27 protein-coding genes and 1 pseudogene are annotated in these 26,346 nt (G+C 63.6%); 16 read left to right on the forward strand and 12 right to left on the reverse strand.

Going from position 1 to position 26,346, the window contains the following annotated elements:
* Positions 1-10 precede the first annotated feature (10 nt).
* The 7 genes from LFT47_RS18495 to LFT47_RS18525 all read left to right on the forward strand — a co-directional run bounded on the left by LFT47_RS18495 (position 11) and on the right by LFT47_RS18525 (position 7,663).
* On the forward strand, positions 11-973 hold the full coding sequence (locus tag LFT47_RS18495) for a carbohydrate ABC transporter permease (protein ID WP_236812953.1): 963 nt from the start codon (positions 11-13) through the stop codon (positions 971-973).
* 217 nt (positions 974-1,190) lie between these two features.
* The gene (locus LFT47_RS18500; protein WP_236818691.1) at positions 1,191-1,946 is read left to right on the forward strand and encodes a carbohydrate ABC transporter permease; all 756 of its coding nucleotides are present in this window, start codon (positions 1,191-1,193) and stop codon (positions 1,944-1,946) included.
* A 5-nt stretch (positions 1,947-1,951) separates the two neighbouring features.
* Positions 1,952-3,034, forward strand: a complete 1,083-nt coding sequence (locus tag LFT47_RS18505; RefSeq protein WP_236812955.1) for a glycoside hydrolase family 130 protein — start codon at positions 1,952-1,954, stop codon at positions 3,032-3,034.
* A gap of 54 nt (positions 3,035-3,088) precedes the next feature.
* A complete protein-coding gene (locus LFT47_RS18510; protein ID WP_236812957.1) occupies positions 3,089-5,188 on the forward strand; it encodes a hypothetical protein in 2,100 nt (699 codons plus the stop codon).
* 150 nt (positions 5,189-5,338) lie between these two features.
* Complete coding sequence (locus tag LFT47_RS18515; RefSeq protein WP_236812959.1) at positions 5,339-6,418, forward strand: hypothetical protein; 1,080 nt, start codon at positions 5,339-5,341, stop codon at positions 6,416-6,418.
* The gene (locus LFT47_RS18520) at positions 6,418-7,302 is read left to right on the forward strand and encodes an N-acetylglucosamine kinase (protein ID WP_236812960.1); all 885 of its coding nucleotides are present in this window, start codon (positions 6,418-6,420) and stop codon (positions 7,300-7,302) included. Before LFT47_RS18515 ends, LFT47_RS18520 begins: the two co-directional genes overlap by 1 nt.
* A 148-nt stretch (positions 7,303-7,450) precedes the next feature.
* Positions 7,451-7,663, forward strand: coding sequence for a hypothetical protein (locus LFT47_RS18525; RefSeq protein WP_236812962.1), 213 nt, complete (start codon positions 7,451-7,453; stop codon positions 7,661-7,663).
* Positions 7,664-7,853: 190 nt separating this feature from the next.
* Here the strand turns inward: LFT47_RS18525 and LFT47_RS18530 are convergent, their stop codons facing one another.
* From LFT47_RS18530 to LFT47_RS18560, 7 genes are all read right to left on the reverse strand, one after another.
* Positions 7,854-8,618, reverse strand: a complete 765-nt coding sequence (locus LFT47_RS18530; RefSeq protein WP_236812964.1) for a formylglycine-generating enzyme family protein — start codon at positions 8,616-8,618, stop codon at positions 7,854-7,856.
* Between the two features lie 154 nt (positions 8,619-8,772).
* Positions 8,773-9,498: an endonuclease domain-containing protein gene (locus tag LFT47_RS18535; RefSeq protein ID WP_236812966.1), complete on the reverse strand. Its 726-nt coding sequence runs from the start codon at positions 9,496-9,498 to the stop codon at positions 8,773-8,775.
* 175 nt (positions 9,499-9,673) lie between these two features.
* Positions 9,674-11,659, reverse strand: a complete 1,986-nt coding sequence (locus tag LFT47_RS18540) for an ABC transporter ATP-binding protein (RefSeq protein ID WP_272909593.1) — start codon at positions 11,657-11,659, stop codon at positions 9,674-9,676.
* Positions 11,656-13,389 (reverse strand): ABC transporter ATP-binding protein, encoded by a 1,734-nt coding sequence (locus LFT47_RS18545; protein ID WP_236818695.1) that lies wholly within the window; start codon positions 13,387-13,389, stop codon positions 11,656-11,658. The genes LFT47_RS18540 and LFT47_RS18545 overlap by 4 nt, the downstream gene beginning before the upstream one ends.
* Before the next feature lie 111 nt (positions 13,390-13,500).
* Positions 13,501-14,433 carry a helix-turn-helix transcriptional regulator gene (locus tag LFT47_RS18550; RefSeq protein WP_236812968.1) on the reverse strand — a complete coding sequence of 311 codons (933 nt, stop codon included), beginning with the start codon at positions 14,431-14,433 and terminating at the stop codon, positions 13,501-13,503.
* A gap of 101 nt (positions 14,434-14,534) precedes the next feature.
* The gene (locus tag LFT47_RS18555) at positions 14,535-15,239 is read right to left on the reverse strand and encodes an AAA family ATPase (protein ID WP_236812970.1); all 705 of its coding nucleotides are present in this window, start codon (positions 15,237-15,239) and stop codon (positions 14,535-14,537) included.
* Between the two features lie 10 nt (positions 15,240-15,249).
* Positions 15,250-15,927, reverse strand: a complete 678-nt coding sequence (locus LFT47_RS18560) for an FMN-dependent NADH-azoreductase (RefSeq protein WP_236812972.1) — start codon at positions 15,925-15,927, stop codon at positions 15,250-15,252.
* Positions 15,928-16,094: 167 nt separating this feature from the next.
* Between LFT47_RS18560 and LFT47_RS18565 the strand changes: the two genes are divergently transcribed.
* The 3 genes from LFT47_RS18565 to LFT47_RS18575 are packed head-to-tail and all read left to right on the forward strand — an operon-like array spanning position 16,095 to position 17,916.
* Positions 16,095-16,787, forward strand: a complete 693-nt coding sequence (locus LFT47_RS18565; RefSeq protein WP_236812974.1) for an HAD family hydrolase — start codon at positions 16,095-16,097, stop codon at positions 16,785-16,787.
* Between the two features lie 57 nt (positions 16,788-16,844).
* Complete coding sequence (locus tag LFT47_RS18570) at positions 16,845-17,252, forward strand: winged helix-turn-helix transcriptional regulator (protein WP_236812976.1); 408 nt, start codon at positions 16,845-16,847, stop codon at positions 17,250-17,252.
* A complete protein-coding gene (locus tag LFT47_RS18575) occupies positions 17,197-17,916 on the forward strand; it encodes a thioesterase II family protein (protein ID WP_236812978.1) in 720 nt (239 codons plus the stop codon). The genes LFT47_RS18570 and LFT47_RS18575 overlap by 56 nt, the downstream gene beginning before the upstream one ends.
* A gap of 4 nt (positions 17,917-17,920) precedes the next feature.
* Here LFT47_RS18575 and LFT47_RS18580 read toward each other — a convergent pair whose 3' ends face one another.
* The 5 genes and pseudogenes from LFT47_RS18580 to LFT47_RS18595 all read right to left on the reverse strand — a co-directional run bounded on the left by LFT47_RS18580 (position 17,921) and on the right by LFT47_RS18595 (position 20,939).
* Entirely contained in the window at positions 17,921-18,532 is a 612-nt protein-coding gene (locus LFT47_RS18580; protein ID WP_236812980.1) for a flavodoxin family protein, read from the reverse strand.
* A gap of 68 nt (positions 18,533-18,600) precedes the next feature.
* Positions 18,601-18,846: an acyl carrier protein gene (locus tag LFT47_RS18585; RefSeq protein WP_236812982.1), complete on the reverse strand. Its 246-nt coding sequence runs from the start codon at positions 18,844-18,846 to the stop codon at positions 18,601-18,603.
* A gap of 89 nt (positions 18,847-18,935) precedes the next feature.
* Positions 18,936-19,910: a beta-ketoacyl-ACP synthase III gene (locus tag LFT47_RS18590; RefSeq protein WP_236812984.1), complete on the reverse strand. Its 975-nt coding sequence runs from the start codon at positions 19,908-19,910 to the stop codon at positions 18,936-18,938.
* Positions 19,907-19,987, reverse strand: a pseudogene (locus LFT47_RS21560) (hypothetical protein); the annotation flags it as partial. The gene LFT47_RS18590 and the pseudogene LFT47_RS21560, both read right to left, overlap by 4 nt.
* A gap of 16 nt (positions 19,988-20,003) precedes the next feature.
* Positions 20,004-20,939: an AvrD family protein gene (locus tag LFT47_RS18595; RefSeq protein ID WP_236812985.1), complete on the reverse strand. Its 936-nt coding sequence runs from the start codon at positions 20,937-20,939 to the stop codon at positions 20,004-20,006.
* On the opposite strand from LFT47_RS18595, the gene LFT47_RS21405 reads away from it, so the two are divergent.
* The 6 genes from LFT47_RS21405 to LFT47_RS18620 all read left to right on the forward strand — a co-directional run bounded on the left by LFT47_RS21405 (position 20,938) and on the right by LFT47_RS18620 (position 26,336).
* Positions 20,938-21,063, forward strand: coding sequence for a hypothetical protein (locus LFT47_RS21405; protein ID WP_272909594.1), 126 nt, complete (start codon positions 20,938-20,940; stop codon positions 21,061-21,063). The genes LFT47_RS18595 and LFT47_RS21405 overlap by 2 nt on opposite strands.
* 92 nt (positions 21,064-21,155) lie before the next feature.
* On the forward strand, positions 21,156-21,992 hold the full coding sequence (locus LFT47_RS18600) for an alpha/beta fold hydrolase (RefSeq protein WP_236812987.1): 837 nt from the start codon (positions 21,156-21,158) through the stop codon (positions 21,990-21,992).
* A gap of 143 nt (positions 21,993-22,135) precedes the next feature.
* On the forward strand, positions 22,136-22,609 hold the full coding sequence (locus LFT47_RS18605) for a sensor histidine kinase (protein ID WP_236812990.1): 474 nt from the start codon (positions 22,136-22,138) through the stop codon (positions 22,607-22,609).
* A 92-nt stretch (positions 22,610-22,701) separates the two neighbouring features.
* Positions 22,702-23,592: a MurR/RpiR family transcriptional regulator gene (locus LFT47_RS18610; RefSeq protein WP_236812991.1), complete on the forward strand. Its 891-nt coding sequence runs from the start codon at positions 22,702-22,704 to the stop codon at positions 23,590-23,592.
* Positions 23,593-23,796: 204 nt separating this feature from the next.
* On the forward strand, positions 23,797-24,903 hold the full coding sequence (locus LFT47_RS18615) for an ABC transporter ATP-binding protein (protein WP_236812993.1): 1,107 nt from the start codon (positions 23,797-23,799) through the stop codon (positions 24,901-24,903).
* A gap of 77 nt (positions 24,904-24,980) precedes the next feature.
* Positions 24,981-26,336 carry an ABC transporter substrate-binding protein gene (locus LFT47_RS18620; RefSeq protein ID WP_236812995.1) on the forward strand — a complete coding sequence of 452 codons (1,356 nt, stop codon included), beginning with the start codon at positions 24,981-24,983 and terminating at the stop codon, positions 26,334-26,336.
* Positions 26,337-26,346: the final 10 nt, after the last annotated feature.

A 26,346-nucleotide genomic window follows, 5' to 3' on the forward strand; every position in this document is an offset into this window, starting at 1 on the left:
GCGAATCCCCATGTCACTTCGCTCAGCTGGGGGTCCCGCTACGGGAGACACTGCCGGGCGGACCGTGGACCAGCGGCAGGCGCCCAGGAAACGCAAGAACTTCCTGGGCCGCCAGCCGCTGGGACTGCTGTTCAGCGCCCCCTACGTCATCTTCGTCCTTGGAGTGTTGGCATATCCCCTGGGGTACGCCGTCTACATCTCCTTCCACCGGTTCTTCTTCACCGCTCCGGGCGTCGAGGTTGACCGTCCCTTCGTGGGGTTGGACAACTACATCAACGTCTTGTCCGATCCTGAGGTACAGCGTTCCTTCGCCAATATCGGCATCTTCCTGATCATCAACGTGCCGCTGACCGTGGGCCTGTCCCTGGTCCTGGCCAACGCTTTGAACCGCGTGACGCGGCTCAAGACCTTCTTCCGGGTCAGTTACTACGTCCCGTACGTCACGGCGAGCGTCGCCGTCGTCGGGGTCTGGCTGTTCCTGTTCCAGCAGAACGGGCTGGTCAACGCCATTCTGGGGCCGCTGGCCCCGAACCCCTCGTGGTTGACGAATTCCTGGCTGGCAATGCCAACGGTTGCTTTGTACGTGACGTGGAAGCAGTTGGGATTCTTCATCCTGCTGTACCTGGCCGCGCTCCAGAACATCCCGGACGAGCTCTACGAGTCCGCCTCGGTGGACGGCGGGAACAAATGGGTCCAGTTCTGGAACATCACCGTTCCGGGAGTGCGCTCGGCCAGCGTGCTGGTGACCCTGCTCGCCACCATCACCGGAGCGAACCTGTTCACCGAGCCCTATCTGCTCACTGGCGGAGGCGGCCCGGACGGAGCCTCGACGTCGCCCGTGTTCCTGATGTACCAGAAGGGAATCCTGCAGGGGAATCCCGATGTGGCAGCAGCGCTGGGTGTGGTGCTGGTGATCGGCGTGTTGCTGATCGCCCTGATCCAGAAACGCCTCGTAGGCGGGAAGGAGGACTGACGTGTCGATTTTCAATAAAGCGCCTCTCAGGAACGACGACGACGACGCCCGCCGGCCACGTGCCGGCGCTTCCGAAAGCGCGGCCTCCGAAGCCCCGGCACCCGCATCCGCGGCCTCCCGCAAGGGCGGTTCCGTGGCGAAGCGCAAGAACCTGGGCGTGGGCAGCTTCTTGCTGCTGGCCCTGGGAGCCTTCGTCTTCCTCTTCCCGTTTTACTACATGTTCATCGGCTCGCTGCAGAGCAATCCGGACACTTCCGTGGGCGGAGCGTTCCCTAGCCCGGCAAACATCACCGGCGAGAACTACAGCAACATCAACAACTCGATCGACCTGCTGAAAGGCCTGGTCAACTCGGGTGTTTTCACCGGCGGCGTCATCTTCTTCACAGTGGTGTTCGGGCTCCTGGTGGGCTATGCGCTCGCCCAGATGCAATTCCGCGGTAAAGGGTTTGTCTTCGGGATGATGCTGCTGGTGCAGATGATTCCGTTCCAGCTCCTCCTCATCCCGCTGTACGTCATGATCGTGCGGGACTACGGACTCGCGGACACGTACCTGGGCATGATCCTGCCGTTCGCGATCAATTCCACCGCAGTGTTCGTCTTCCGTCAGTACTTCATGCAGCTGCCCTCCACCTTGTTCGAGGCCGCCCGCATCGACGGAGCCAGCGAACTGAGGATCCTCTGGCAGATCGCGATCCCCTTGGTCCGGCCCGCCATTGTCACGGCAGTCCTGCTGACTTTCATCGGCCCGTGGAATGAGTTCCTGTGGCCGTTCCTCGTCACCAAGGACCAAGCCATCCAGCCGCTCGCCGTCTCACTGGCGAACTACATCTCGAACATCGCCGCCACGGCATCCAACCCGTTCGGCGCCATCCTTGCCGGTGCCTGCGTTCTCGCGGCCCCCGCCGTCGCGCTGTTCATCTTCTTCCAGCGCCAATTCATTTCCACCAATATCGGATCAAGCGTAAAGGGCTAAGCTCTATGACTTCCTCAACTTCAGCACTCCCCACCGTCCCGTTCACCCTCACCCGCGCCGGGGTCATCATGACCCCGGAGGACGGGAACGAGTTCGAAGCCGAAGGCGTCCTCAACCCGGCCAGCGGCCGGGGACCCGACGGTGAGCTGTACCTCCTGCCGCGCCTCGTGGCGAAGGGCAATGTCTCCCGCGTCGGGCTCGCCAAGGTGATCATCGGCGACGACGGCGTCCCGTCCGGCGTCGAACGCCAGGGCGTTGTCCTGGCACCGGACGAAGGGTGGGAACGGGGCCTCAACAACGCGGGAACGGAAGATCCCCGCGTCACCTGGGTACCGTCCCTCGGCCGGCACCTGATGACCTATGTAGCCTACGGACCGCTGGGTCCCCGCCTGGCCTTCGCCCATTCCGAAGACCTGCGCACGTGGGACCGCCTGGGGCCCTGCCATTTCGAGTACCAGGCCGACTTGTCCATGGACTTGAACCTGTTCGCCAACAAGGACGCCGTGTTCTTCCCGGAACCGGTCAACGATCCCGACGGCGTCCCCTCCTACGCTTTGCTGCACCGCCCCATGTGGGACCTGGGTTGGATCCGCGAAGGCGAAGGCGAGCACCTGCCGGCCGGCCTCGATGACAACCGCCCGGGTATCTGGATTTCCTACGTCGCAGTTGCCGACGTCGAGAAGGACATTCGCAACCTCGTCCACATGCGCAAGCACAAGCTCGTGGCCCTGAGCGAGTTTCCTTTCGAAGAACTCAAGATCGGCGGCGGACCGGCACCGATCCGGATCGACGAGGGCTGGCTCCTGATCTACCACGGCGTCTCCGGGTCGATGGAAAAGTCTGCCTTCGACCACCAGCAGAACGTCAACTACACCGCCGCTGCGATGATCCTCGACAGTGACGATCCCTCCATCGTGATCGCCCGCAGCGACAAGCCGCTCCTGGCACCGGAAACGGAAGACGAGATCTCAGGCATCGTCCCCAACGTCGTTTTCCCCACGGCAATAGAGAAGATCGGCGAGCAGCTTTTCGTCTTCTATGGCATGGCCGATTCGAAGATCGGCGTTGCACGCCTGGACCGCGAGTAAAAGCAGTATCGCTTCGGTAGTCCAGCCCTTCTTCCATGCCCCTAGGAGTTAGACATGACACCTCCCCTTGTAAATGCACGGCTGAAATCCGCCCCGATCGCAGTTGTTGCAACGCTGTCGATGCTCCTGGCCGGGGCAGGGGTTGCCTCAGCGACGCAGCCGGTTCCAGCTACGGTGACGCAACCCGCTGCGTCGCAGGCGCCGGCCACGGCGTCACAGGCGCCGTTGACCAATCTGTCCCACCTGAATTTCCTGCTGGATACCGTTCCCCTGCACGCCGTGGATGGCCACACGACGTACCAGATCGGTGAACATCCCGCAGCACAAGCACCGTGGACGTACGCCAACAGGAATGCCGACGGCAGCTACACGCGGGTAGGAGGAGGTTCCAAGGACGCAACCACGGGTTACTGGAGCCAGGGGGCCTTCAACGCGGACGACATCGCCCGCACCGCCGTCGTCTACTTGCGCCACTGGCAGCAGACCGGCGACGCCTCGAGCCGCACCCGCGCGTTCGACATGCTGCGTGAGCTGACATATTTGCAGACGTCGTCCGGCCCCAATGCCGGAAACGTGGTTTTGTGGCAGCAAGCCGATGGCACACTGACGCCCAGCGCCAAGCCTGTAGAACTTCCCGACCCCAGCGATTCAGCCGAATCGTACTGGCTTGCCCGGACCGTGTGGGCGCTGGGCGAAGGGTATGCGGCGTTCAAGTCTGCCGATCCCCAGTTTGCCGCGTTCCTGCAGTCCAGGCTGGACCTCGCCGTCGGATCCCTGAACAAGCAGTCCCTCGCCAAGTACGGGAAGTACGACATTGCAGACGGCGCCAAGGTCCCTGCCTGGCTCATCACAGGTGGTGCGGACGCCTCGGCGGAAGCCGTGCTCGGACTCTCCGCCTACTCGAAGGCCGCACCCGACGACGGTGCTGCCGCCACCGCGCTGAGCCAGCTCACCGAAGGTGTCGCCGGGATGTCCTCGGGATCGGTTCAGCAGTGGCCCTTCGGCGCGATTCTTCCGTGGAACCAATCCCGGACACTGTGGCATGCCTGGGGCGGAATGGCCGCGGCCGCCGTCGCGAATGCGTCCCCGGTACTGCACCGGCCTGACCTGCTCACCGCCGCCGTGAAGGACTCCGCCCAATTCACTCCGCAGCTCCTCGCCGCGGGCGGACCGGACAATGCCTGGAGCCCGACCCCGGGCGAGGCACAGATAGCCTACGGCGTGGACTCACGGGTCGAAGGACTCGTGGCGACCGCCAAGGCCGCGAATGCTCCGGGCCTGCTGGACGTCGCAGCAGTCGCTGCCGGCTGGTACTTCGGTGCCAATCGCAGTGGAAAGCCCGCCTACAACCCGGCAACAGGCACAGCGATCGACGGCATTGAAACCGACGGCCGCGTCAACCCCAACTCCGGGGCGGAATCCACCATCCACACGTTGTTGTCCATGCTTGCTCTGGACGCCAATCCGGAGCTCAGGGCCAAAGCCTTGGGAATCAGCAGCACTGTGGGGACCGACGGACTCAAGGTGGCCGAAGCCGAAACCGGGACCATCACCGGCGGCGCGGTCGTCAAGCCTGCCTCCGCGTGGACCGGCGAGGCGAACTGGTCCGGCGGCGCATACGTCGCCCTCAACAGGGGCGGCACCCTGAAGATCACGGTCCCGCCATCGGACCAGGCACGCAATGCGTACCCGATCGTGAATCAGCGACCCGAAGCCGCCGGAACGACGTCATGGACATCCGGAAGCACATTCCTCGGCAGCACGCCCAACGGTGGCGCCGGCGAGCAAGGCATCACGGCAGCTCCGGGCAAGCTCTTCCCGTTCTCCCTTGACCACGCAATACCGGCGGGCCAGGCCAGCCTGACCGCCAAGGCCGGAAGCGACGTGTCGATCGACGGCGTGCTGCTGCAGCCGCAGATCTCCTCGGTTTCCGTCTCCGGCCCCGGAGGCCAATCGACGCTGTACATCAGTGCCGCGCCGGGAAGCACCGATCGAAAGGTGGACATGCCCCAAGGGTTCCACCTGAGCCAGCAGGCATTTGACGCTTCCGGCCAGCCCGTCACACCAGGTCCAGACCAGAACGGCGCAGACCACTCCGGCCGCGTCACCGTAGCCCCGGGTGGGTTCACCTGGGTGACCCTGGTCCGCAACTAGTCCCCACCGGCTCCCAGCCTTCACAAGCTCAGGCCGGGGCCCTCGCCGGTGTGGGCCCACCACCGGCTCCCAGCCTTCACAAGCTCAGGCCTGGGCCCTCGCCGGTGTGGGCCCACCACCGGCTCCCAGCCTTCGCCACAGGAAGAAACCATGCAGAAAATCACCAAAGAAGCCCTCCTCCACAGCTACGAGGGAGCACTCACGTTCAGCAATCCGCTGACCGACACCATTTCCACCGATCAGTTTTCCGCCGAATACCCCGAGCACCCGGAATGGGCTGTGGGCCCGTTCCGCAAGGACGATTCCCTGACGTTCCGGCAAGTCCAGGACTGGGCCGATCCGACCGGCATCGGCTGGACCGCGGATTCAATCTTCAATCCCTCGGTCATGGAGCGCGACGGCAAGCTCTATCTTTTCTACCGCGCATCCCCGCGGAAGGAATCGGTCTCAAGCCGTATCGGCGTCGCGGTCTACGATCCCGAAACCGGGTGGCAGGACAGCCCGTCCAATCCCGCGATCTACCCCACCCAGGACAATGAGATCCTTGGCTGCGAAGATCCCAAGGTGTACCAGGCCAATGGACGTTACTACATGTTCTACAACGGGATCTGGACGATCGACCGGAGCGGAGAGCAGGCCGGCCAGGACCCGGATGTCTATCCCCTTGGCGATGTCGGCTGCGACATCAACGTCGCGGTGTCCGATGACCTGATCCATTGGGAAAAGCTTGGCCTGGCTGTCCCTTACGAGGTTTCGCGGTTCTGGGCCAAGGGGGCGGTCATCCCCCGAAACGCCCAAGGCGACGCCGTCAAGATCGGTGGTCACTACTTGATGTACCTGTCCGAGGGCTGCGGCGGAACCACGCATGTGGGACGGTCCACCGACATGGTGAACTGGACGTTTGAGCCGCAGGAGTACCTAGACCTTGGGCCGCTGGGCGGCTCTTTGCACGAAGTGGCCTGCGCCATTGTCGACGACGGCGACGGCGACGGGGGCGACGGCGGCAAGCTCGTGCTCGACTTCTTCTACGGCGACGCAGACGGCCAATTCTCCGCCGCGCAGGCGCTCTACGACGTGAGCCAGCCATTCGCCCAGAAAGCGATGCACAGGGGTGGATCACTGGCTTGGGGCGGACTTCTCAAGTTCGGCGGAAGCTGGATGTTCGCCCAAGGCTGGGATGCCCCTTCGGGGTCGAGGGAGATGTACTTCTACCGCGCGGACCCGAGCTAGTGGCACCAGCCAACATCGGCGCTGTCGTAGGTCTGGACATCGGAGGTTCAAAGACGCGCGGCATCAAATGGCTGAATGGCACCGCCGTCGCCGATACTTCGGGCGGCAGCGCCAATGTCCAGAACGTGAGCCGCGCCCAAGCCCGCAGCAACCTGGAGGGTGTCTTCGCCACCCTCCAGGGCGGGTCCGTTGCCCGGGTGGTGGTTGGTTCGGGAGGGATCGACACCGCCCACGACGCCCAAGCGCTGACGGAGCTGATCCAGCCATTGGCTCCCGACGCCGTCGTCTCCGTTGTCCATGACACGCGCCTTCTGCTGGCTGCCGCGGGATGCAGCACTGGAATCGCCGTGATCGCAGGCACTGGATCCGCGGCCTGGGGCACTAACGGCGGGGACGAGGCGCGTGCGGGCGGCTGGGGTTACTTGCTTGGCGACGAAGGCAGCGGATACTGGTTCGGTCGTGAAGCGGTGAGGTACAGCCTCGAACGCATGAACAACGGGCTGCGCCCCGACGAGTTGACGAAAGCTCTTGTGAAGTCTTGCGGACTCCTCGGCCCGGAGGGTCTGATTGCCCTCTTCCATGGAGACGCAGGCCGCGAGTTTTGGGCTTCCAAATCACCGATTGTCTTCGAGTGTGCGGCCTCGGGGCATACCGCGTCCCTGGACATGATCCTCCAAGCAGGCGCCGATCTTGCCTCGTTGGCGGCGAAATGCGCTGAGCAGCTGAACATCGAGGGACCCATTGTCCTCGGTGGTGGCCTTGGGATGAACCAGCCCCCGCTGCAGACAGCCATGCGAATAGCCCTTGCCGCTCGAGGCCTCGAAACTTTGCAGGTCCTTACCCGGGATCCCGTCTTCGGCGCATTGCAACTCGCATCCCACTGAACACCGCTGTGATGAGTCTCACTAGCAACAAACGCCGTTCTGGCTTGAGCAGTCCGCGCCTCGCTGTGCACTATGGAAAAGCTGTACGGCGGCTTTCGCACTGGCGCGATAGCCGGATTTCCGGATTCATGAATGGAAGCACTGAACAATGACGTTTGAAACTGCCGATTCCGTAACCCTCAAGATTTGGGACCGCTCAACCACCCACCACACGTTGGACGCGCTCGTGCACGATTTCTCGGTGCGCCACAACACCTCCAAGGCCAGCATCGCGGTCACCTGCAGCGGGCCCAACACCTTCACCGTCAGCCTCTCCGGCACCGCGGCCAAGGCCACCTCCTTCGAGGCGCACTCCTTGTAACAGCGACCTTTCAGGCGCAAAGCGACGACGACGGCGGGAGTCACCTCCCGCCGTCGTTCGCGTGTCCGGACCAATCCGGGCAGTAAGTGTCACGCGAGGCAGGTTTTTAGCCGCTGCCGGCGTCCGAACTCCCGGGTTTCCGGGGTTCTCCCTGAGCCGAGGCGCCAAAAAGTTGCTCAGCGTGACACAACTAGCTGCCGAACTTCAGCGGAGTCCAACCGAACGGAATCGGGCCGCGTACTTTGGCCCGGCATCTGTCGGCTTCGTCCGACCAACCCTGCCCAGAGCTTGCAACTGGAACACCACAGGCGCCGCGCGCCACGCGGAAACCCACATCCTCCAGGCCGGCATCGGGAGCACTACCCCGCCGTACCGACGCACGCACATTCCAGGCTTCGTCAGCCCAGCCACCGCCACGGAATACCCTGTAGTCTCCGTATCTGGCCGGATCCGCATAGTCCCAGCACCACTCCCAGACATTGCCGAGCATGTCATACGCACCGAACTCGTTGGGTTTTTTGAGTCCGACCTCGGCGGGTGCCCCCGCTCCATCCTTCGCCGTCCATGCAATTTCGTTGAGCGGACCATAGTGCGGCCCAACTGATCCGGCGCGGCAGGCATGCTCCCATTCCGCCTCGGTGGGCAGCCGGTAGCCGTCGGCCGCGACGTTCCATTCGACGCTCCGGCCGGTGCGGACATATGCCGGACTAAGGCCTTCCGCTTCAGATGCCGCGTTGCACCAATCGATGGCCTCAAACCAGGTGACGCCGTGTGCTGGAGTCCGCGGGTCCGTCAGCTCGCATCCGGCGGTTGCGGCGAATTCTGCCCGCGTCACTGCTGTCCTTCCGATCTCGAAGGCAACAAGGTCCACCAGATTGGTGCGGCCGCTGCGTGCGTCGCGGAGTTCAATGTGGCCACCCGGAAGGCTGAGGAGCTGTGGCGGGTTGATGTCCATGGGATCCAAGCCTAGTCCGCGCCGTCTTCACCGCTTCCGGGCAAGAGTGAGCATCACGCGAGGCAGGTTTTTGACTGCTGGCCGCGTCCGAACTCCCGGATTTCCGGGCTCCTCCCTGACCCAGGGCCCCAAAAAGTTGCTCAGTGTGACACGGTTACGCCGCCGGACGGCCAATTCTCCCGCGCCCAAGTACCGCAAGAACCTCCGCAACCATGGCTTCCGCGTCATGGACCACGTCCGAGTAGTAGTAACGGAGTACCGTGTAGCCCTGAACCACGGACGAGTTGGTACGGCGATGGTCCTTCTTTACCTGCCGCCACTCCGCATGGTGCCGGCCGTCGAGTTCCACCAACAGCCAACCGTCCAGCAACAGGTCCATGTAGCCCACGCCGTCGAGATAGAACTGCGGCTGGACGTGGATTCCGGCCCTCCGGAAGTAGGTCCGGGCCAGCGTCTCCAACATCGATTCGGCCCCGCGATCCACGCAACGTAGAACCTCGCGTGCCTTGCCGTTCCGTTTCCCCGGCAGCCGCTCCCGCAGGAATCCCACCGTCATGTCACCCCGGGCCACAGCACACTCCACCATCACCAAGGAGTCCTGCCAGGGCAGGCAGCGCAATGCGTGGATCAGGACATCTGCCAGGGCGGCCACTGGTCTGTGGGGATGCGCGTGCAGCAGCAAACCACCGTGATGCAGGACATCGCAGGCGCCTTGGTTGCGCCTGTGGTGCACGTGCAGCGGGCCGGACTGGTCAATGACCCACAAGCCGTAGAACGGGGCAGCACTGACGCAGGTCCGTATTTGGCGGTTCAGGACCAGGGCCACATCGGCGACGGGTGCCGAAGCCAGCGCGTAGACCCCGCGCGCGGGTTGTTCCACGCCGCGGCGGACCGGCCTTCCTCAGCTGGCCGTCGGTGATGCCAAGGCGCGCCAGCACGGGCCTTCGCGCTACACCCCCACAGAGATTTAGCGCCTTTTCGACATCCATGTAGCCATCGTGCGGGGCCTCGGCCCGTCTGCGTCACCCCCGGCACGCCGTATGTGGACAGAGCCCCTAGACTTCAGCCACCGGCGCCGCGAACTGGGCTTCATACAGCCTTGAATAGGCCCCACCCGCAGCCAGGAGCTCCGCATGGGTGCCTTGCTCCACGATCTGCCCGGCCTCCATCACCAGGATGAGGTTGGCGTCGCGAATCGTGGAGAGGCGGTGCGCGATCACGAAGCTCGTCCGGTCAGAACGCAGGGCATTCATGGCCTTCTGCACCAGAACTTCGGTCCGGGTGTCCACCGAGCTCGTGGCCTCGTCAAGAATCAAGACTGACGGACGGGCCAGGAACGCCCGGGCGATAGTGAGCAGCTGCATCTCACCCGCGGAAACGTTGTTGCCTTCGTCGTCGAGCACTGTGTCGTAGCCCTCGGGGAGGGAGTGTACGAAGCGATCCACGTACGTCGCTTGCGCGGCCTCCAGAATCTCGGCTTCGGTGGCGTCGGGCCGTCCGTAGGCGATGTTGTCCCGGATGGTGCCGCCGAAGAGCCACGTGTCCTGGAGCACCATGCCCATCCGCGAGCGCAGCTCGTAGCGGGACATCGCGGCGACGTCGACGCCGTCGAGCGTTATCCGCCCGGCGTCGAGCTCGTAGAAGCGCATCATGAGGTTCACAAGAGTGGTCTTGCCCGCCCCAGTGGGCCCTACGATCGCCACGGACTGGCCAGGCTCAGCCACCAGGCTCAGGTCCTGGATCAGCGGTTTGTCGGGCGAGTAGGAGAAGGAAATGTTCTCGAACACCAAGCGCCCGCGCGTCACTTCGGGAACAACCGAGGGCTCAGGATCAGCGCTTTGCTCCTCGGTGTCGAGCAGCGCGAAGACGCGTTCCGCGGATGCCACGCCCGACTGGAGCAGATTGGCCATTGAACCGAGCTGGGCCAGGGGCTGCGTGAACTGCCGGGAGTACTGGATGAAGGCCTGGACGTCACCCAACTGCATGGCGCCAGAGGCTACCTGCAGGCCACCCACGACGGCGATCCCGACATAGACCAGGTTGCCGATGAACGTCAGTGCCGGCATGATCAAGCCGCTGATGAACTGGGCGCCGAAGCTGGCCGAGAACAACTCTGCATTTTTCTCGTGGAACCGCTCCTCCACTTCGCGCTGGCGGCCGAACACCTTCACGAGCGCATGGCCGGTGTAGGTTTCTTCGATCTGCCCGTTCAGCTCGCCGGTGTTCTTCCACTGGGCCACGAACAGCTTCTGCGAGCGCTTGGCAATCAGCACGGTGGTCACCAGCGTCAACGGCACGGTGACCAGGGTGATAAACGCCAGAATCGGCGAGAGCAGGAACATCATGAAGATGACGCCGGCCACCGTGAGGAGGGACGTGACCGCCTGGCTGATGGATTGTTGGAGGCTTTGCGAAATGTTGTCGACGTCGTTGGTTACGCGGCTGAGCAGCTCGCCCCGCTGCACCGAATCGAAATAGCGCAGCGGAAGCCGGTTGATTTTCGCTTCGATCTGCTCGCGGAGCCGGTACACCGTCCGCTGCACGACGCCGTTGAGCACGTACGCCTGAATCCAGCCGAATGCTGAGGCCAGGACATACAAGACCAGCACCCACAGCAGGATCGAGGACAACGCCCCGAAGTCGATTCCGACGCCGGGATTCAGGTCCATGCCCTTCAACATGTCCGCTTTGGCGCCCTGGCCGGAAGCGCGCAGTCCCTCGATGACCTGTTCCTTGCTCACCCCGGCGGGAAGTTGCTTGGACACGACGCCGGCGAAGATCAGGTTGGTGCCCTCACCGAGAAGCCGGGGGCCGATCACGGACAGGGTCACGCTTGCCACCGCGAGGAAGAGAACCAGGGTCAGCCACAAGCGCTCGGGCCGCAGCGTGCCCAGGAGCCGTTTGGCCGAGGGCAGGAAGTTCATGGCCTTTTCGGCCGGGATGCTCATTCCCGCGAAGGGTCCGCCGCGGCCTGGCCCCATCGGGGGACGCTGCGGGCGGTTCGCGGTGCCTGCCGTGCCGGTGCTGGGTGCGCTGCTCATGCCGCCTCCTCCGCTGCCAGCTGCGAGGAAACTATCTCACGGTATGTTTCGGAAGTTTCCAACAACTCGTCGTGGGTTCCGCGCCCCACCAGATGCCCGTCGTCGAGCACCAAAATCTGCTCGGCGTCGGCGATGCTGGACACCCGCTGGGCGATGATGACCATGGTGGCGCCGGACGTGTGGCGCTTGAGTGCCTGGCGGAGCCTGGCGTCGGTGGCGGTGTCCAACGATGAGAAGGAGTCGTCGAAGATGTAGAGCTCGGGTTGCTTCACGAGTGCCCGCGCGATGGCGAGGCGCTGGCGTTGTCCGCCGGAAACGTTGGTGCCGCCTTGCGAGATCGGAGCGTCAAGGCCGCCCTCCATCTCCTCGACGAAGTCCTGGGCCTGGGCGATGGAAAGCGCCCGCCAGAGTTCTTCCTCCGTGGCGTCGGGCTTGCCGTAGAGGAGGTTGCTGCGCACCGTGCCGGAGAACAGGTAGGGCTTTTGCGGGACCAGTCCGATGTGCCCCCACAAAAGGTCCGGGTGCAGCTCGCGGACGTCGACGTCGTCGATCCGCACCGAGCCGCTGCTCGCGTCGAAGAGCCGTGGCAGCAAGTTGACCAACGTGGTCTTGCCCGCGCCCGTGCTGCCGATGATCGCCGTCGTCTGGCCTGCGCGTGCCCGGAAACTGATGCCGCTCAGGACAGGCTGCTCGGCACCCGGGTAGGCGAATCCGACGTCGAGCAATTCCAGCTCGCCGCGGCCGGCGGTCTCCGTCACCGGATTCACGGGAGGCCGCACGCTCGATTCGGTCTCCAAGACCTGCCCGATACGGTCCGCCGAAACAGCAGCGCGAGGGATCATGACGGCCATGAACGTCGCCATCATGACCGACATGAGGATCTGCATGAGGTAGCTCAGGAAGGCGATCAGTGTGCCTACCTGCATGGAACCGTCGTCGATCCTGAACGATCCGAACCAGATCACGGCCACGCTGGAGACGTTGAGCACCAGCATCACTACCGGAAACATGAGGGCCATGAGCCGTCCGGCGCGCAGAGCCATCTCCGTGACGTCCTGGTTGGCCGAGGCGAAGCGTTCCGTCTCCATGTCCTCGCGCACGAACGCGCGCACCACGCGGATGCCTGCAAGCTGTTCGCGGAGCACGCGGTTCACGGTGTCGATCCGGACCTGCATCTTGCGGAACAGCGGCACCATCCGGCTCACAATGAGGCCCACCGCAACGAGCAATACGGGGACGCTGACGGCAATCAGCCAGGACAACTGTGCATCCTGCCGGACCGCCATGATCACCCCGCCGATGCTGAGCATGGGCGCCGCGACCATGAGGGTGCAGGACATCAGGACGAGCTGCTGGACCTGCTGCACGTCGTTAGTTGAACGCGTGATCAGCGACGGTGCGCCGAAGCGGGTGACCTCCTGCTCGGAGAACTCCCCCACCCTCGTGAAAATAGCGCCGCGCAGGTCCCGTCCCAGCCCCATGGCGGCTTTCGCGCCAAAGTACACGGCCGTGATCGAGCACGCGATCTGCAGGAGCGTGATGAGCAGCATGAGGCTGCCGGTGCCCAGGATGTAGCCGGTATCCCCCTTGGCCACGCCTTCGTCAATGATGTCGGCATTCAGTGTGGGCAAATACAGCGACGCTATGGACTGCGCCAACTGGAAAACGACGACGGCGATCAGCAGCCGCCGATGTGGCCGCAGGTACTGAACGAGAAGTTTCCAGAGCATCGGTCTCCAACTCACGTAGTGATTCGAAGGCCAGTCTACGACTGGTTGCTGGGGGCAACTAGAGGGAATTCACAGCGCTTTTGGATGCCCCTGCCTCGACGTCTGGCCAGCCTAGATCACGGCTTTCCTATTCAACCCCAGGAGGGCAGCCTGGGTCCCGGTTCCGCCCTTGGGTAGATAGGTGAACAAACGGAGGGCAGGAAACCTCGGGACGCCCAAGACCATGGGAGCGAAGCTGAGCCTGCCCAGCGACTGATGGTCGTAGACCACGTCCACATGATATGAATCGCCCACCACTTGGCGCTCCCACAACCCACGGAAAGCGTCGGAAACCTCGCACAAGCTGCGCGCCATAATGTCGAACCGGGGATCGTCCGGGAACTTGGCCGACTGTGCGCGGAACTGCGCCACCATGGATCGGGCCATCATCTCCTGGTGCACGTGTGGCCGGGCTAGCTCCGGATCGGTAAAGAACCGTTGAAGGCAGCTTTCGCCTAGGCGGGTATCGAAGGTGTCCGCAGCGGCAGAATTCATGGCGACGACGGTCCACAACGGGTCTGCGATGTAACTGGGGTTCGCCATGGCGTCCACCAGCTGCTGCAGAAGGGCGAGCTCGCCGTGATCGACGTCGAAACGCTGTGCCCCGGGCTGTGCACCGGGCCATCCACCCTCCTGGCGCGGCTGGCCGGCCAGGTTACTGTCGGCCCATTTGGTGGAGCGGCGCCCGGAAGCAAGCCGTCCGACATATGTCCTGTCTTCAGGACTGAGTTGAAGGGCGTTCGAGATCGCGTCGAGGATTTCCTCCGAGGCACCTATGGCCCGTCCCTGCTCCAGCCAGGTGTACCAAGAGACCCCAACGTTCGCGAGAACAGCGACTTCTTCGCGCCTGAGTCCGGGAGTCCGGCGTCGTGAGCTGACCGGTAACCCGACGTCCTCGGGACGGGTCTGTTCCCGGCGGGTGCGGAAAAACTCACCGAGGCGCGCGTGGTTGGAGCGCACTTGATGGGACAACGCTTGGCTGGAAGGTGGCTGATCGGTACGCATGGGTTCTCCACTAAGGACGAGCGTCCGGCCGACCGCTGCACAGCGGTCGGCCGGACGAACCGGTGAGCGGAATCCGAATCTTGGATCCGGAGGATTCCTGGCTACTGCAAGACGCGCTCCCGCTCGGAGCGGACATCGAGCCTCGCGTATTCCTCGGAGGCCCGCCGTGTGGCCTCCGCTGGACTCATACGCGGCTCAAGGCTGAACAAGGAAGCGACCTGCTCAAGGCGTTCCTCCACCGAGCCGGACACCACGTAGAACGGGATGCCCAACTCCTCCATGGTCTGCTGCAGGATCGAATCCGACATGTTCCGGAACTGGTCGTTGACCGGACGGTGCCCGTCGGCAGAGAGCGGAAGCTCGTTCTTCAAGTGAACGAAGACGTCGAAGGAGTTCTTGACGTGCCTCTTGAAGCTGTTGCCGAGGCTCGCCATCACCTCTTCGAAGAACACCAGTTCCGGCGTCTTCTCCACTGTTTCCCCCGGCTTCAGGTATGCCGAAGCACTGGGGTTCAGGCCGAGGGATACGCGCACGGACCCGTAGATCCATTCCTGCAGGGAGGACCCGTCCGAAATGAAGCCGTCCGAGAGCTTGTCCTCGTACACGGCCCGTTCTACGTGACGCGTCACGATCATCTGGATGAGCTCCGCTGCTGTGCATTCCTCAAGGATCTTGCCCGGCGCTGCCTCGGGCAGGATTTCGCGCATAGTCCTGGCTCGGGTCCGGGGCAGGCCCGTGTAGTGGGAGAGAGCCATGGACGTGAACGTCTTGCCGGAGGAGTAAGTACCCGAAATGCCGATGCGCATTGTTACCGCCCTAGTCGTTGACGAGCTGGAGGGTTCCCGCGGCGCTGAGCTTGCCTGCGAACTCGATAGCGGCATCGCTGAGGTCAGCCTCGGCAACCTTGCGGGTGCCGTCCACGTCCCCGTTAAGAACCGTGGGGGCGAAGCGGATGTGCGTGGCATCCTCAATGCCCACAAAGTTCAACCAGTCAGCAAAAAAGGTGCTGCTGAAGTCAGAGCCGAAAGCTGCCGGAACCCCTGGAGCGTAGACGCCGCTGGTGTGGATGGCGAGGGCCTGCTTACCCTCCATCAGGCCGCGGTAACCCTGCTCGGGGTCGAAACCGAAGCTCCAGCCGGGCTGGGTGATGATGTCGATCCACTGCTTCAAGACGTAGGGAACTCCGGAGTTCCACATGGGGATGTTGAAAACGTAGGCGTCGGCGGCGGCGAACTGGTCGAACACGGCGCGGGCGGATTCCCAAGCCGCGACCTGCTCCGGCGTCTGATCCTGACCGGTGAAAACGGCCATCTTGGCGGCGGCGGCGATCCGTCCGAAAACGGGCAGCGCACCGTCGTCGAACAGGTTCAGGGTCTCCAGCTCAAAGCTCTCGGGACCGGCGGCCTGAACGGAGTCGATGAAATGCCGCGCCAGCCGCAGGGAGTCACTGTTGGCGTAACGGGGAGAGGCATTGATGTGGAGGATGGTAGGCATTGGCTTCCTTTCGAGGCTTTGCTGCGGGGACGCGTTGTGCCCCGTTATCGATCCTCACCCGACACCTCTGTGGTGCGTAAGAACGCACTTTCTTGTGCCTAGGGCACCTCAAAGTGCCCTCCCCTTGGAGGCTTCCACGGGCCGAAAAGGCCCCTAGGATTCTTCCTGTGGAAGAATCCGGACGCCCGTCCCGCGGACAAAGCCAGGCCGCCTACACCGACATCGACGGCACCGTCACCGCCTACAACACCATCTTCGAGTTCCTTCGATTCGATGCCGCGAAACGCTCCTGCGAAGCTGAGGCCGAGGATTTGCTGGCCGGCCTGCGGTCTGCAGCCAGGAATGGGGCGCCCAGGTCCGTAACCAACGCCCGGTACTTCTGTTGGTGGCGCGGACGGAGCGTCGCTGAGATCGATGAACTCGGCGAGCGTTGGGCAGACGCCCAAGCTGAGTCTCCGGAGGAGTGGCCTTTCCTGGAACCCGTGACGTCTCTCTTGGACGCTCACACGAGATCCGGTCGGCGGATCGTTGCGGTGACGGTGTCGTTCGAACCGGCGCTGGTGCGCGTGCGTCGGCGCTGGCCAAACCTTGAAATGCTGTGCACGCTCCCCCGGACGCACAAGGGTAGGTATACGGGCGACATCGAGGAAGCACTGGTGGGTGGCGCCAAAGAGCGGGCCGTCGCGTCCCACGCGGCCGAATATGCGGTGGACCTGTCAGCGAGCTTCGCCTACGGCGACCACCACTCGGATCTTCAGTTCATGGCGCTGGCGGGCGAATCGCTGTTGGTAATCCCCACGGTGAAGGACGGGCCGGCCCCCAACGGGTTAAGGTTTGCGACGCAGTTTTCCCGGCCGTAACAACCCCCAAGTATGCTGTGCCTCACCAGTCAATTTGATGAGGAAAGTATTGGGGATATGACTCTCACGGCTGAACAGAAACGTCAGAAGGCCCAGAAGCACTACAACGCTTCCTTGGACCTTTGCCCTGCGCGGCAACTCCTTGAGGCCATCAGCAGCAAATGGGTCACGCTGGTGATGCTTGCCTTGGAGGATGGGCAGCAACGCCACAGTGACCTGCGCAAGCGGATTCCCGGAGCCAGCCAGAAGATGCTGACTTCCACGTTGCGGTCACTCGAACGTGACGGACTGGTTTTGCGGCATGTCACGGTGTCCGTTCCCGTGCGCACGGACTACGAACTCACTCCGCGCGGCCGTTCGCTTCTCAGGATCATCTTTGAAATGAAGGAATGGGCCGAGGAACACATGGATGACGTGGCCGCATCCCGCATGGAGCACGATCGCCACCGGCTCGCCTTCAACTAGCGCCAAGGACACCGGCGTGCACCTGTTTTGCCTCCATCACGCGGGCGGAACCACGGCAAGCTTCGCGGCGTGGCGCTTCCCGGGCCTCGAGGTCACCAGGCTTGGCTACCGCGGGAGGGACTTCGCAACGTTTGCGTCCGCTGCGGATGCCCTCGCTGAGCGGATCGAAGCATCCCCGTCGCCGGAGCTTGCCCTTTATGGACACAGCATGGGCGCAATCCTCGCCTTCGAGGCCGCCCTCCGCCTCCAGGGCACCGGACGAGTAGCGCACGTTTTCCTGGCGGCCGCACGTCCGCCGTCGGGAATGCACGACGGCGTGGCCGCCGCGGCTGCCGCTTCCGGCGGGCTGTCCGAGCGCGCCCGCGAAGTATTGCTTGAGGACCTGGCGTTGCTGGCGGAGTATCCGGGCAGGCCGCCGGCCAACCAATTGGAGGTGCCCGCCACCCTTCTTTACAGCACCGATGATCCTGTGGTGCCTGCTTCCGACTCCCTGCGCTGGGCATCCTGGTGCTCGGCGGCGCCGCGGGTGCATGACGTTCCCGGCGGCGGCCACCTCTTCCACCGTTCCAACCCGAAGGTGCTCAAGATCGTGGAAAACACGCTGTCCCCGGTCCCGCTGGATGATCCTGCGGCACCAGGGACAGCATCTGGGTTGGAAGTTTGAGCTGCTAGGCCCCAGTGCTGACGAGATCGCGGTCCATCGCGATCCTGCCGGCAGCGAAGATCGAGGCGATGTCCGCCACCCTCCTGCCTAAGTGCCCGGCCGTCGCTATGTCCGCGGGATGAACGCCTTCGATGCCCACGTCCGAGAACGTCTGGGCTGCGGCACCGTTGAAGTATCCGAAGCGGTTGAGGTCGTTTTCGGTGCCTTTTGTGCTCTTCCACCCCGGGAGGAGGCCGAGGTTGATCCAGTTCATGCCGTGCTGCGCGGCAAAAGTAGAGAAGTAATCCAGAGTGGAGTTCTTGTCCCCCGCCTTGCACGCGGCATTGGTAAAGCCTGCCCCCAGCTTGTTGCGCCATTTCTGCACGGCCCAACGGCCTGCGGTCTTTTCAGCGAAGGCATGGAACACCGAAGGCGCAGTCCCCATGTACGTCGGAGCCCCGAAAATGATGGCGTCGGCCTCGTCGATGAAACTCCAGGACTCCTCAGTGAGTTCATCCACCCGCAACAGAGCCGCGGTGGCACCGGCCGAGACGGCAGCGGCAACCACTGCGTCCGCCAGGACTTTGGTGTGGCCGGAGCCTGAATAGTAAACAACTGCAATTGCCGGATTGGCCATGGTTATCCTCACTGTTTGGGCTGGGTCTTTGGGTCTTGAAGGACGTCGGTTCTTTTGATTTTTTGTGGCTAGACGGCAAGCTGAAGGGCCAGCTTTTCGGTGACTACGCTTGACACCGCCCGGGCAGTGCCTGCCTCCGCGAGCTCGAATTCGTCTACCCGCACGCCGAACTTGTTGCTAAGGATCACGGCGGCTTCAACGAGTGAGAGTGAATCGATGTCCAGGTCCGCGAACGGGTCGTCCGGGCCGATGTGGCTCAGCTCGTCCATGGTGGAACGGATCGCATCGACGACGTCCAGAGCAGTGATTTCCATTGGTTTCCCCCTTGTACGGGTGGCCCGGGATGGCCGGTGCCACGGTGGTCCTGCACGGCACCCGGCCCGCAGGAATCGGCGGTGCGTCCCTAGTGCGGGTCGACAACCGAGATCGATGGCCATGTCATGGCAATGGCGCCCCAGGTGGTTCCTCCGCCAAATGCCGTCAGGACCACCTTGTCGCCCGGAGTCCTGTGGCCTTTGGTTCCGGCGTCGGTCATGGCCAACGGAATAGAGGCGGCCGATGTGTTTCCCACCCTGTCCAGGTGGACTTCGGCCCTGGACCCGGGGATGCCGGTGACAGAGGCCACCGTGTTCAGGATCCGGAGGTTCGCTTGGTGTGCGATCAGGGAATCCACCTCAGCCGCCGCCCATCCAACGCTCCGCAGCACGGTTTCCACGGACTCCGACATCGCTGACACGGCCTGCGTGAACACCTCCTTCCCCTGCATCTCGAAGAAGCCCCCGGCGTTGCGTGGCACCTGGATGAGCGTTTCTCCGTTGCCGTCCGAGTGGAGCGTGGAGGCAAGGATGGCGCCAGGCTCGTCTGGGGTACCGGCAGAGAGGTAAGCCGCGCCTGCCCCGTCCCCAAAGATCACGGAAGTGGTCCGGTCCGTCGGATCGAGCAAGCGCGTGAATGTGTCCGCACCGATGACGAGGGCCGAGTCCACAGAGCCCGAGGTGATGGCCCAGCTGGCCGTAGCCAGGGCGTAGACGAACCCCGAGCAGACGGCGGAGACGTCGAAAGCCGCGATGCCTTGAAGCCCAAGGTTCGCCGCGACCTTCGGTGCCGTCGCCGGGCAGACTTTGTCCGGCGTCGACGTCGCAACAATCAGCAGCCCCACGGAAGGGACGCCGGCACTCGCCAACGCGCGCTGGGCGGCTGAGGTCGCGAGGACGCTGGTGCTCTCGGTTTCGTCCGAATGGCGTCGCTCGGCGATGCCGGTCCGGCGCCTGATCCATTCGTCCGAAGTGTCCATGATGGTGGATAAGTGCTCATTGGTGACCACTCGTTCGGGCAGTGCTCCGCCCAGACCCCGGACGACGGCCGCTCGCGCGCTCATTGATCGACCCCAGCGGCCACGACTGCACCGTGAGCGGGCAGTTGGTGAGCCACGCTGCACACCACTTCACAGCCGTCGAAGGTTCCTACAACGTCAGCGCAACGCCACGACTCGCTTCACTATCAACCGGCTCTTGCGTAGCCGCACGGTGAGGCCGGTTCCCTGCCCACTCGCCGTTTTCAAGTCCGGACCGCAGAGGGTGATGCGGGTCTTGCGCATCCACAGCGTGTTGCTGTCCGTTCGGTTCATGGCGTCAAGCCGGTAGAGCAGCACCTGCCCCAATTGCAAGGTGGCCACGAAATATTCGACGGCGGATAGCGCGTGCGGGTAGGCGGCTTCGAGTCCGCGGCGGTGGCCCAGGCGCTGGTTGAGAGAGGGCTGCTGGCGGAAAGAGACGGTGGCGCGGGCGGTTTCGTGGTCCGGTTCGAGGACCAGGTCCAGCAGTGACACTTGCCGTTCTGCCCAGAGATCGCCGTAAAGGCGCGTGCCGGCGTTGCCCACCAAGGCTTCCTCGGACGGCGACTGGACCGAGGCAAGTCCGAGTCCAGCCGGGGCATGAGCTACTTCCAACGTGGCTGTCATGGATGCGACCGAGCACCGAAGAACGGAAGCGGTTCCGTCGCTCACGTTTTGCAGCGTTGCCCGGCATTCGAGGTCGCCGAGCGCGCCCTCCACGGGTTCACCACCGCCGGAGATGGACACCGACCTCACGTAGGCCTTGGGCAACAGTTCGGGAGAATAGCGGCTGGCCAGCAGGGCCTCTGCCATTCTGCAGGCAAGTACAAGGACGTCCGTGGTGCCCAGATGCGGAACCTGCTCCGATTCTCCTTTGACTGACCAGATTCCCTCCACACCCAACCCGGCGCGTGCCGAAAGCGTGGATTCGGACACCGTGTGGGCCACTCGGAGTTCATGCAGCCGCGGGTTGGTGGACTTGTAGCCATGGCTGAAGAAGCGGCGGCGTCCATCGCCCAGGAGGTCGTCGATGGAAGCGTAACTCTTGGTGGCGGAGCGTAGAGCAAGTGGCATGGGTGTTCCTTGGATCGTCATCGGCGGTGATCCAAGGATCCGCCCCGGCGTCGCCGGTAGCCAGTGTCCCCGGATGGTGGTGGTGGCAGCACCACCCTCCGCCACCGAACGCGAGGCACCCTAGGGTGAGGGGTGCCTCGAAAGCGTGTGCCGCCGTCGTGCCCGGACAGTAGGCTGGAAACGCTCGGCAAGATCCGCTACGAAAGGACCGTAGTCATGGCTTACATCACCGTCGGAAACGAAAACAGCACCGAGATCGAGATCTACTACGAAGACCACGGGACCGGCCAGCCAGTGGTCCTTATCCACGGCTATCCCCTGGATGGTTCGTCGTGGGAAAAGCAGACCGCCGCACTGCTCAACGCCGGCTACCGCGTCATCACCTACGATCGCCGCGGCTTCGGCAAGTCCGGCAAGCCCACGGTCGGCTACGACTACGACACCTTCGCCGCGGACCTGAACACCCTCCTGGAAGCACTGAATCTCAACGACGCCGTCCTGGTCGGCTTCTCGATGGGTACAGGCGAAGTGGGCCGCTACCTTGGCACTTATGGCTCGGCCCGGGTGGCGAAGGCCGTGTTCATTTCATCCTTGGAGCCGTTCCTCCTTCAGACCGAGGACAACCCCGGAGGCGTCCCGCAGTCCGTGTTCGACGGACTGTCCGAAGCCGTCATTTCCGATCGCTACGCTTTCTTCACCGAATTCTTCAACAACTTCTACAACGCATCCACTTTCCTCGGAACGCACCGCCTGAGCCATGAAGCAGTCGCCGCCAGCTGGAATCTGGCGGCCCAGTCTGGTGCCTACGCCTCGGTGGCCGCGCAGCCCACGTGGCTCACCGATTTCCGCGCCGACATCCCCAAGATCGACGTGCCCGCCTTGATCGTGCATGGCACCGCGGACAACATCCTGCCCATCGACGTCACCGGCCGGCGGTTCGCGGAGGCTCTCCCCGGCGCCGAGTATGTGGAGATCGACGGCGCGCCGCACGGCTTGCTGTGGACGCATGGCGCCGAGGTCAACCAGGCGTTGCTCGGCTTCCTTGCGAAGTAGGAGAAATTCCTGACAAAAAATTAGGACGAAACTAACTGAATATCGCGGGAACCTTAACTCCTCTGGTCCAGTCTTAATGCAAGCACAGGCGGAACGCACCCGCCGGCGAAAGCACCAAAGCTGCAAGGGGAGCAGGACCGGCCATGAAGACAACAACAGCCCTGGACGACGTTACCGCCATCAATGGCGTGATCACCGATCAGCAACCCGTTGACTTCCATGCCCTGGGGCTCGCGGGCTGCATCGACCGATTGGCCGCACCGCTCCGCCGCCAAGGGACCGAAATCCACTGGGAGACCCCGCACCATGGTGTCGAAATCTCGTCCGGCTCCGCTTCCTTGCTCTACCACGCCGCCAAGGAAGTCCTCAGCAATGCGTTCAAGTACGCGCACGCCCACGACGTCACCGTCCGGCTCGCCGCCGTTTACCATGGGATCCGGCTGACAGTCACGGACAACGGTGCCGGATTCGACAGGCAGGGTGCGCCCGCCGGCGCACACCACGGATTCGGGCTCCGCCTCATGTCCATCGCCGTCAGCGAAGTGGGCGGCGACGTCTCCATCGTGTCCAGTCCGGGCAACGGAACCTGCGTAACGGTCACTTTGCCGCTCGACTGATAAGGGTGAGTGCCCGACGGCGGCAGGCACCCGCCGTCGTCGGTTTCGGCACTGCTGGTTCGCTATTCAAGTGAATCTGGTATGAAAGGCGAATGACCCCGTACAAATCCGAACCGCCCCTGGGCGGTTCCCGCGCGCACATCAAGTCGATTTTCCCCTCGCTGGCTCCCAGCGAACAGCGCGTGGCGCAGTTGTGCCTTGATTCCCCGGAGACCGTGGCCAGGATGTCGGTGGCGGATCTGGTCACCCAGACGGGGACATCGCCCGCGACGATCGTGCGGGCGTGCAAGAGCATGGGCTTTGACGGATTCCAGCACCTGCGCCAGGTCCTGCTGCGCGATCTGGGCGCCGCGGCACGGGACAGCATCCAACAGGAAGAGTCCGGGGCAACCGGCGAACCCGGATCCTCCGAACACCTGGTTTCAGGGATCTTTTCCCGGGCCTCCCAGGACATCCGCGGAGCATTGGGGTCTTTGGACTTCGAGGCCTTCGACGCCGCTGTGAAAGCGATTCGCCAGGGCGGGCGCCTGCTGGTGGTGGCCAACGGAGCGTCACTCGCTCCCGCCCAATCCCTCGCCCTGCGGTTCCTGTCGGCCGGAGTGCAATGCGAGGCGCCATCCGACATTGTCTCGCAGCACATCTCCGCCAAGCTCCTCTCAGCGGGGGATGTCTGCATCGCCGTGAGTGACAGCGGAATGAACTCCTTCACGATTGGTTCTGCGCGGATCGCGGCTGAACGCAAGGCAACCGTGATCGGGGTCACCAGCTATGCGAAATCCGAACTCGCCGACCTCTCGACCCACACGCTCGTGGCCGGGGCTGAATTCCATTCGTGGAACGACCAGCTGCCCATTGGGAATATCGTCCAGATGCTGGTGCTGTCCGCCCTGCACGCCGCGGTGACGGCAGATTCTCCCGACGTTGAGCGCGCGCGTTCCGCTGTGTTCGAAGAAGTCCTCCACATGGTGGAAAACCCGGAATAACTTCCGGCATGAAACGCGGGCGGTTTCAACTGTTTCCTGTCAGCGCACGGGGAGTTAATCAACTCCGCACCGACTGTTAATAATCGAGCCCCACCCTTCAAGGGTAAGACGTTTCCTAAATAATTCGATTTAGGAAACATCGTTTCCCCGGAGGTGCTCGTGGGCCGACTAGTGCTCAACCAGTTGTCGCGTTCATTCAAGAACGTGTCGGCGGTAAAGAACGTATCGCTCACCGTCGAAGACGGTGACTTCCTGGTCCTGCTCGGCCCCAGTGGCTGCGGCAAGACCACCCTGCTCCGCATGATCGCGGGCCTCTTGGAACCGACGTCGGGCTCGCTCGAACTGGACGGAACCGACATCACCACCGCCCCGTCCAAGAAGCGCGACTTGGCCATGGTGTTCCAGAGCTACGCCCTGTACCCGCACCTCAGCGTGGCGAAAAACCTTGCCTTCCCGCTCCACGTGCGGCGCACCGACAAGCAGGAAGTCAAGAAGCGCGTGGAGGCCGTGGCCGAAATGGTGGAGATAGGCCACCTCCTGGACCGCAAGCCGAAGGAACTGTCCGGCGGCCAGCGCCAACGCGTCGCAGTTGCGCGCGCCTTGGTACGGGAGCCCAAGGCCTTCCTCATGGACGAACCCCTGTCCAACCTGGATGCCAAGCTCCGCACCGCGACCCGGCAGGAGCTGGCCGGATTGCACAAGCGCCTCGGTGCCACGTTCATCTACGTCACACATGACCAAGTGGAAGCCATGACCATGGCAACCAAGATCGCGCTGCTCAACGGAGGCCAGCTCGAGCAACTCGGCACGCCGGAAGAGCTCTACGACAAGCCGGCATCCGTGTTCGCGGCAGGCTTCCTGGGCTCCCCGGCCACCAACCTGATCGACGCCGAACTTTCCACCAGCAACGGTTCCATCACCGTCATGGCGCCGTCCCTGGAAGCGGTGCTATGGGACGGGGAAACACCCCGGCGGGACGTCGTGCTGGGCATCCGCCCCGAGCACCTGAGCATCCACGCACCCGGCTCTTCCGCAGCGGCGCCGAGCTCCGGGGCAGCCCTTCGGGGCATCGTTGACCTGAGCGAAAACCTTGGCAGCGAACAGGTCATCTACTGCCGGGTCGGCGATAACCGCGTGGCCGTCCGCGCCCCGCGCGGCCAACACTGGGAGCCGGGCAACGCCGTCGTACTCAGTGCCGAAGCCAAAAACCTCCACCTCTTTGACCGCGTAAGCGGCAGGCGACTCGAATGGCACGCAGACGCGAAGCACGCGCCCACTGCGAGCTCGGCGCAGCCAGCGGCCTCGGTCTAACAGCCGCTCTTCCCCCATACTCCGGCCCCAAACCGGAACCTGCAGTACCCACCCAACCCAGCAATCAAGGAAATATTGTGCGCCCTCTCCGTTCAATTGCACTGACCATCGCCGCTGGCACCGCCGCATTGGCGCTCGCTGGCTGTTCCGGCACCTCGCAGGCCAGCACCGTGAGCAACCAGGTCATCCCGGAACTCACGGCAGACCAGCAAGTCAACATCACCTTCGAAAGCTACAACCTGGCCCAGGCCGGCGTCTGGACCGATACCGTCAAAGGCCTGGTAGCCGACTTCGAAAAGGCCCACCCGAACATCCACGTCACCGCGCAGGCACCGCAGGGCGGCGGCGCCGTCGGATCCAACACGGTCAGCAGCGTCCAGACGCAGCTACTCGCCGGACACGCGCCCGACGTCGCGCAGTTGACGTTCGATTCCCTCGACTTCGCCGCCACCCAACTTGGCGCTCAGCCCATCAGCGACCTGGTCGGCCAGAAAGCCGTCGACGACGCCCTCGGCGGCGCCCACCCGTTCCACCCCAACGCGAAGCACCTCGCCGACTGGAACGGCAAGACCTACGGCATTCCCTACGTCTTCTCCACCCCTGTCCTCTTCTACAACGCCACCAAGCTCGCCGACGCCGGAATCACCAACCCGGACCTCTCCACCTGGGACAAGGTGGAGGCAGCCGCAAAGGCTGTTTCCGCGAAGACCGGAAAGCCTTCCCTGGACATCTCGTGCGCAAGCATCGGAGGCAACTGGTGCATGCAAGGCATCTTCAAGTCGAACGGAGCCCAGGTTCTCTCCGATGACCGCAAGACCATCGGATTCGGCTCGGACGCGGCCGTCGACACGGTTACGCAGCTCGCACAGCTGACGAAGGACGGCGTGCTGCGCAACGCAGACAGCAACGCACAATACGAAGGCCTCCCGAAGGGCGATACCGCCTTCATCCTTACTACCTCAGCGCTCCAGGGCTCATTCATGTCCGCTGCCACCAAGGGCGGCTGGGAACTCAAGGCCGCCGGCATGCCCTCCTTCGGCAGCAAGCCTGCCGTGCCCACCAACTCCGGCTCGGCCCTGTTCGTACTCTCACAGGATCCCGCGAAGCAGCGCGCCGGCTGGGAGTTGATCAAGTTCATGACCAGCGACCACGCCTACGAGCAGATCTCGACCAAGATCGGCTACCTGCCGCTGCGCACCTCGCTGACCGCTCCGGGCGGTTCCCTCTACGACTGGGCCCAGAAGAACCCGCTCCTGGCCCCGAACCTCGCGCAGCTTGACCGCCTCCAGCCGTGGGTTTCCTACCCGGGAAACAGCTACGTGCAGATCGACGACATCCTCGGCAAGGCCATCGAGAACGTCGTCTACTACGGCAAGGACGCAAAAACCACCATGGCCGACGCCCAGAAGCGCGCCCAGGACCTGATCCCCTAACTTCTCTCAC

Source organism: Arthrobacter sp. FW306-2-2C-D06B, assembly GCF_021789175.1.
Taxonomy (GTDB): Bacteria; Actinomycetota; Actinomycetes; order Actinomycetales; family Micrococcaceae; genus Arthrobacter.

Excerpts from the sequence above, each read along its gene's own strand:
- LFT47_RS18495 (WP_236812953.1), top strand. The coding sequence starts at position 11 with ATGTCACTTCGCTCAGCTGGGGGTCCCGCTACGGGAGACACTGCCGGG.
- LFT47_RS18500 (WP_236818691.1), top strand. The coding sequence starts at position 1,191 with ATGTTCATCGGCTCGCTGCAGAGCAATCCGGACACTTCCGTGGGCGGA.
- LFT47_RS18505 (WP_236812955.1), top strand. The coding sequence starts at position 1,952 with ATGACTTCCTCAACTTCAGCACTCCCCACCGTCCCGTTCACCCTCACC.
- LFT47_RS18510 (WP_236812957.1), top strand. The coding sequence starts at position 3,089 with ATGACACCTCCCCTTGTAAATGCACGGCTGAAATCCGCCCCGATCGCA.
- LFT47_RS18515 (WP_236812959.1), top strand. The coding sequence starts at position 5,339 with ATGCAGAAAATCACCAAAGAAGCCCTCCTCCACAGCTACGAGGGAGCA.
- LFT47_RS18525 (WP_236812962.1), top strand. The coding sequence starts at position 7,451 with ATGACGTTTGAAACTGCCGATTCCGTAACCCTCAAGATTTGGGACCGC.
- LFT47_RS18530 (WP_236812964.1), bottom strand. The coding sequence starts at position 8,618 with ATGGACATCAACCCGCCACAGCTCCTCAGCCTTCCGGGTGGCCACATT.
- LFT47_RS18540 (WP_272909593.1), bottom strand. The coding sequence starts at position 11,659 with ATGAGCAGCGCACCCAGCACCGGCACGGCAGGCACCGCGAACCGCCCG.
- LFT47_RS18545 (WP_236818695.1), bottom strand. The coding sequence starts at position 13,389 with ATGCTCTGGAAACTTCTCGTTCAGTACCTGCGGCCACATCGGCGGCTG.
- LFT47_RS18550 (WP_236812968.1), bottom strand. The coding sequence starts at position 14,433 with ATGCGTACCGATCAGCCACCTTCCAGCCAAGCGTTGTCCCATCAAGTG.
- LFT47_RS18555 (WP_236812970.1), bottom strand. The coding sequence starts at position 15,239 with ATGCGCATCGGCATTTCGGGTACTTACTCCTCCGGCAAGACGTTCACG.
- LFT47_RS18560 (WP_236812972.1), bottom strand. The coding sequence starts at position 15,927 with ATGCCTACCATCCTCCACATCAATGCCTCTCCCCGTTACGCCAACAGT.
- LFT47_RS18570 (WP_236812976.1), top strand. The coding sequence starts at position 16,845 with ATGACTCTCACGGCTGAACAGAAACGTCAGAAGGCCCAGAAGCACTAC.
- LFT47_RS18575 (WP_236812978.1), top strand. The coding sequence starts at position 17,197 with ATGACGTGGCCGCATCCCGCATGGAGCACGATCGCCACCGGCTCGCCT.
- LFT47_RS18580 (WP_236812980.1), bottom strand. The coding sequence starts at position 18,532 with ATGGCCAATCCGGCAATTGCAGTTGTTTACTATTCAGGCTCCGGCCAC.
- LFT47_RS18585 (WP_236812982.1), bottom strand. The coding sequence starts at position 18,846 with ATGGAAATCACTGCTCTGGACGTCGTCGATGCGATCCGTTCCACCATG.
- LFT47_RS18590 (WP_236812984.1), bottom strand. The coding sequence starts at position 19,910 with ATGAGCGCGCGAGCGGCCGTCGTCCGGGGTCTGGGCGGAGCACTGCCC.
- LFT47_RS21405 (WP_272909594.1), top strand. The coding sequence starts at position 20,938 with ATGGGTGTTCCTTGGATCGTCATCGGCGGTGATCCAAGGATCCGCCCC.
- LFT47_RS18595 (WP_236812985.1), bottom strand. The coding sequence starts at position 20,939 with ATGCCACTTGCTCTACGCTCCGCCACCAAGAGTTACGCTTCCATCGAC.
- LFT47_RS18600 (WP_236812987.1), top strand. The coding sequence starts at position 21,156 with ATGGCTTACATCACCGTCGGAAACGAAAACAGCACCGAGATCGAGATC.
- LFT47_RS18605 (WP_236812990.1), top strand. The coding sequence starts at position 22,136 with ATGAAGACAACAACAGCCCTGGACGACGTTACCGCCATCAATGGCGTG.
- LFT47_RS18610 (WP_236812991.1), top strand. The coding sequence starts at position 22,702 with ATGACCCCGTACAAATCCGAACCGCCCCTGGGCGGTTCCCGCGCGCAC.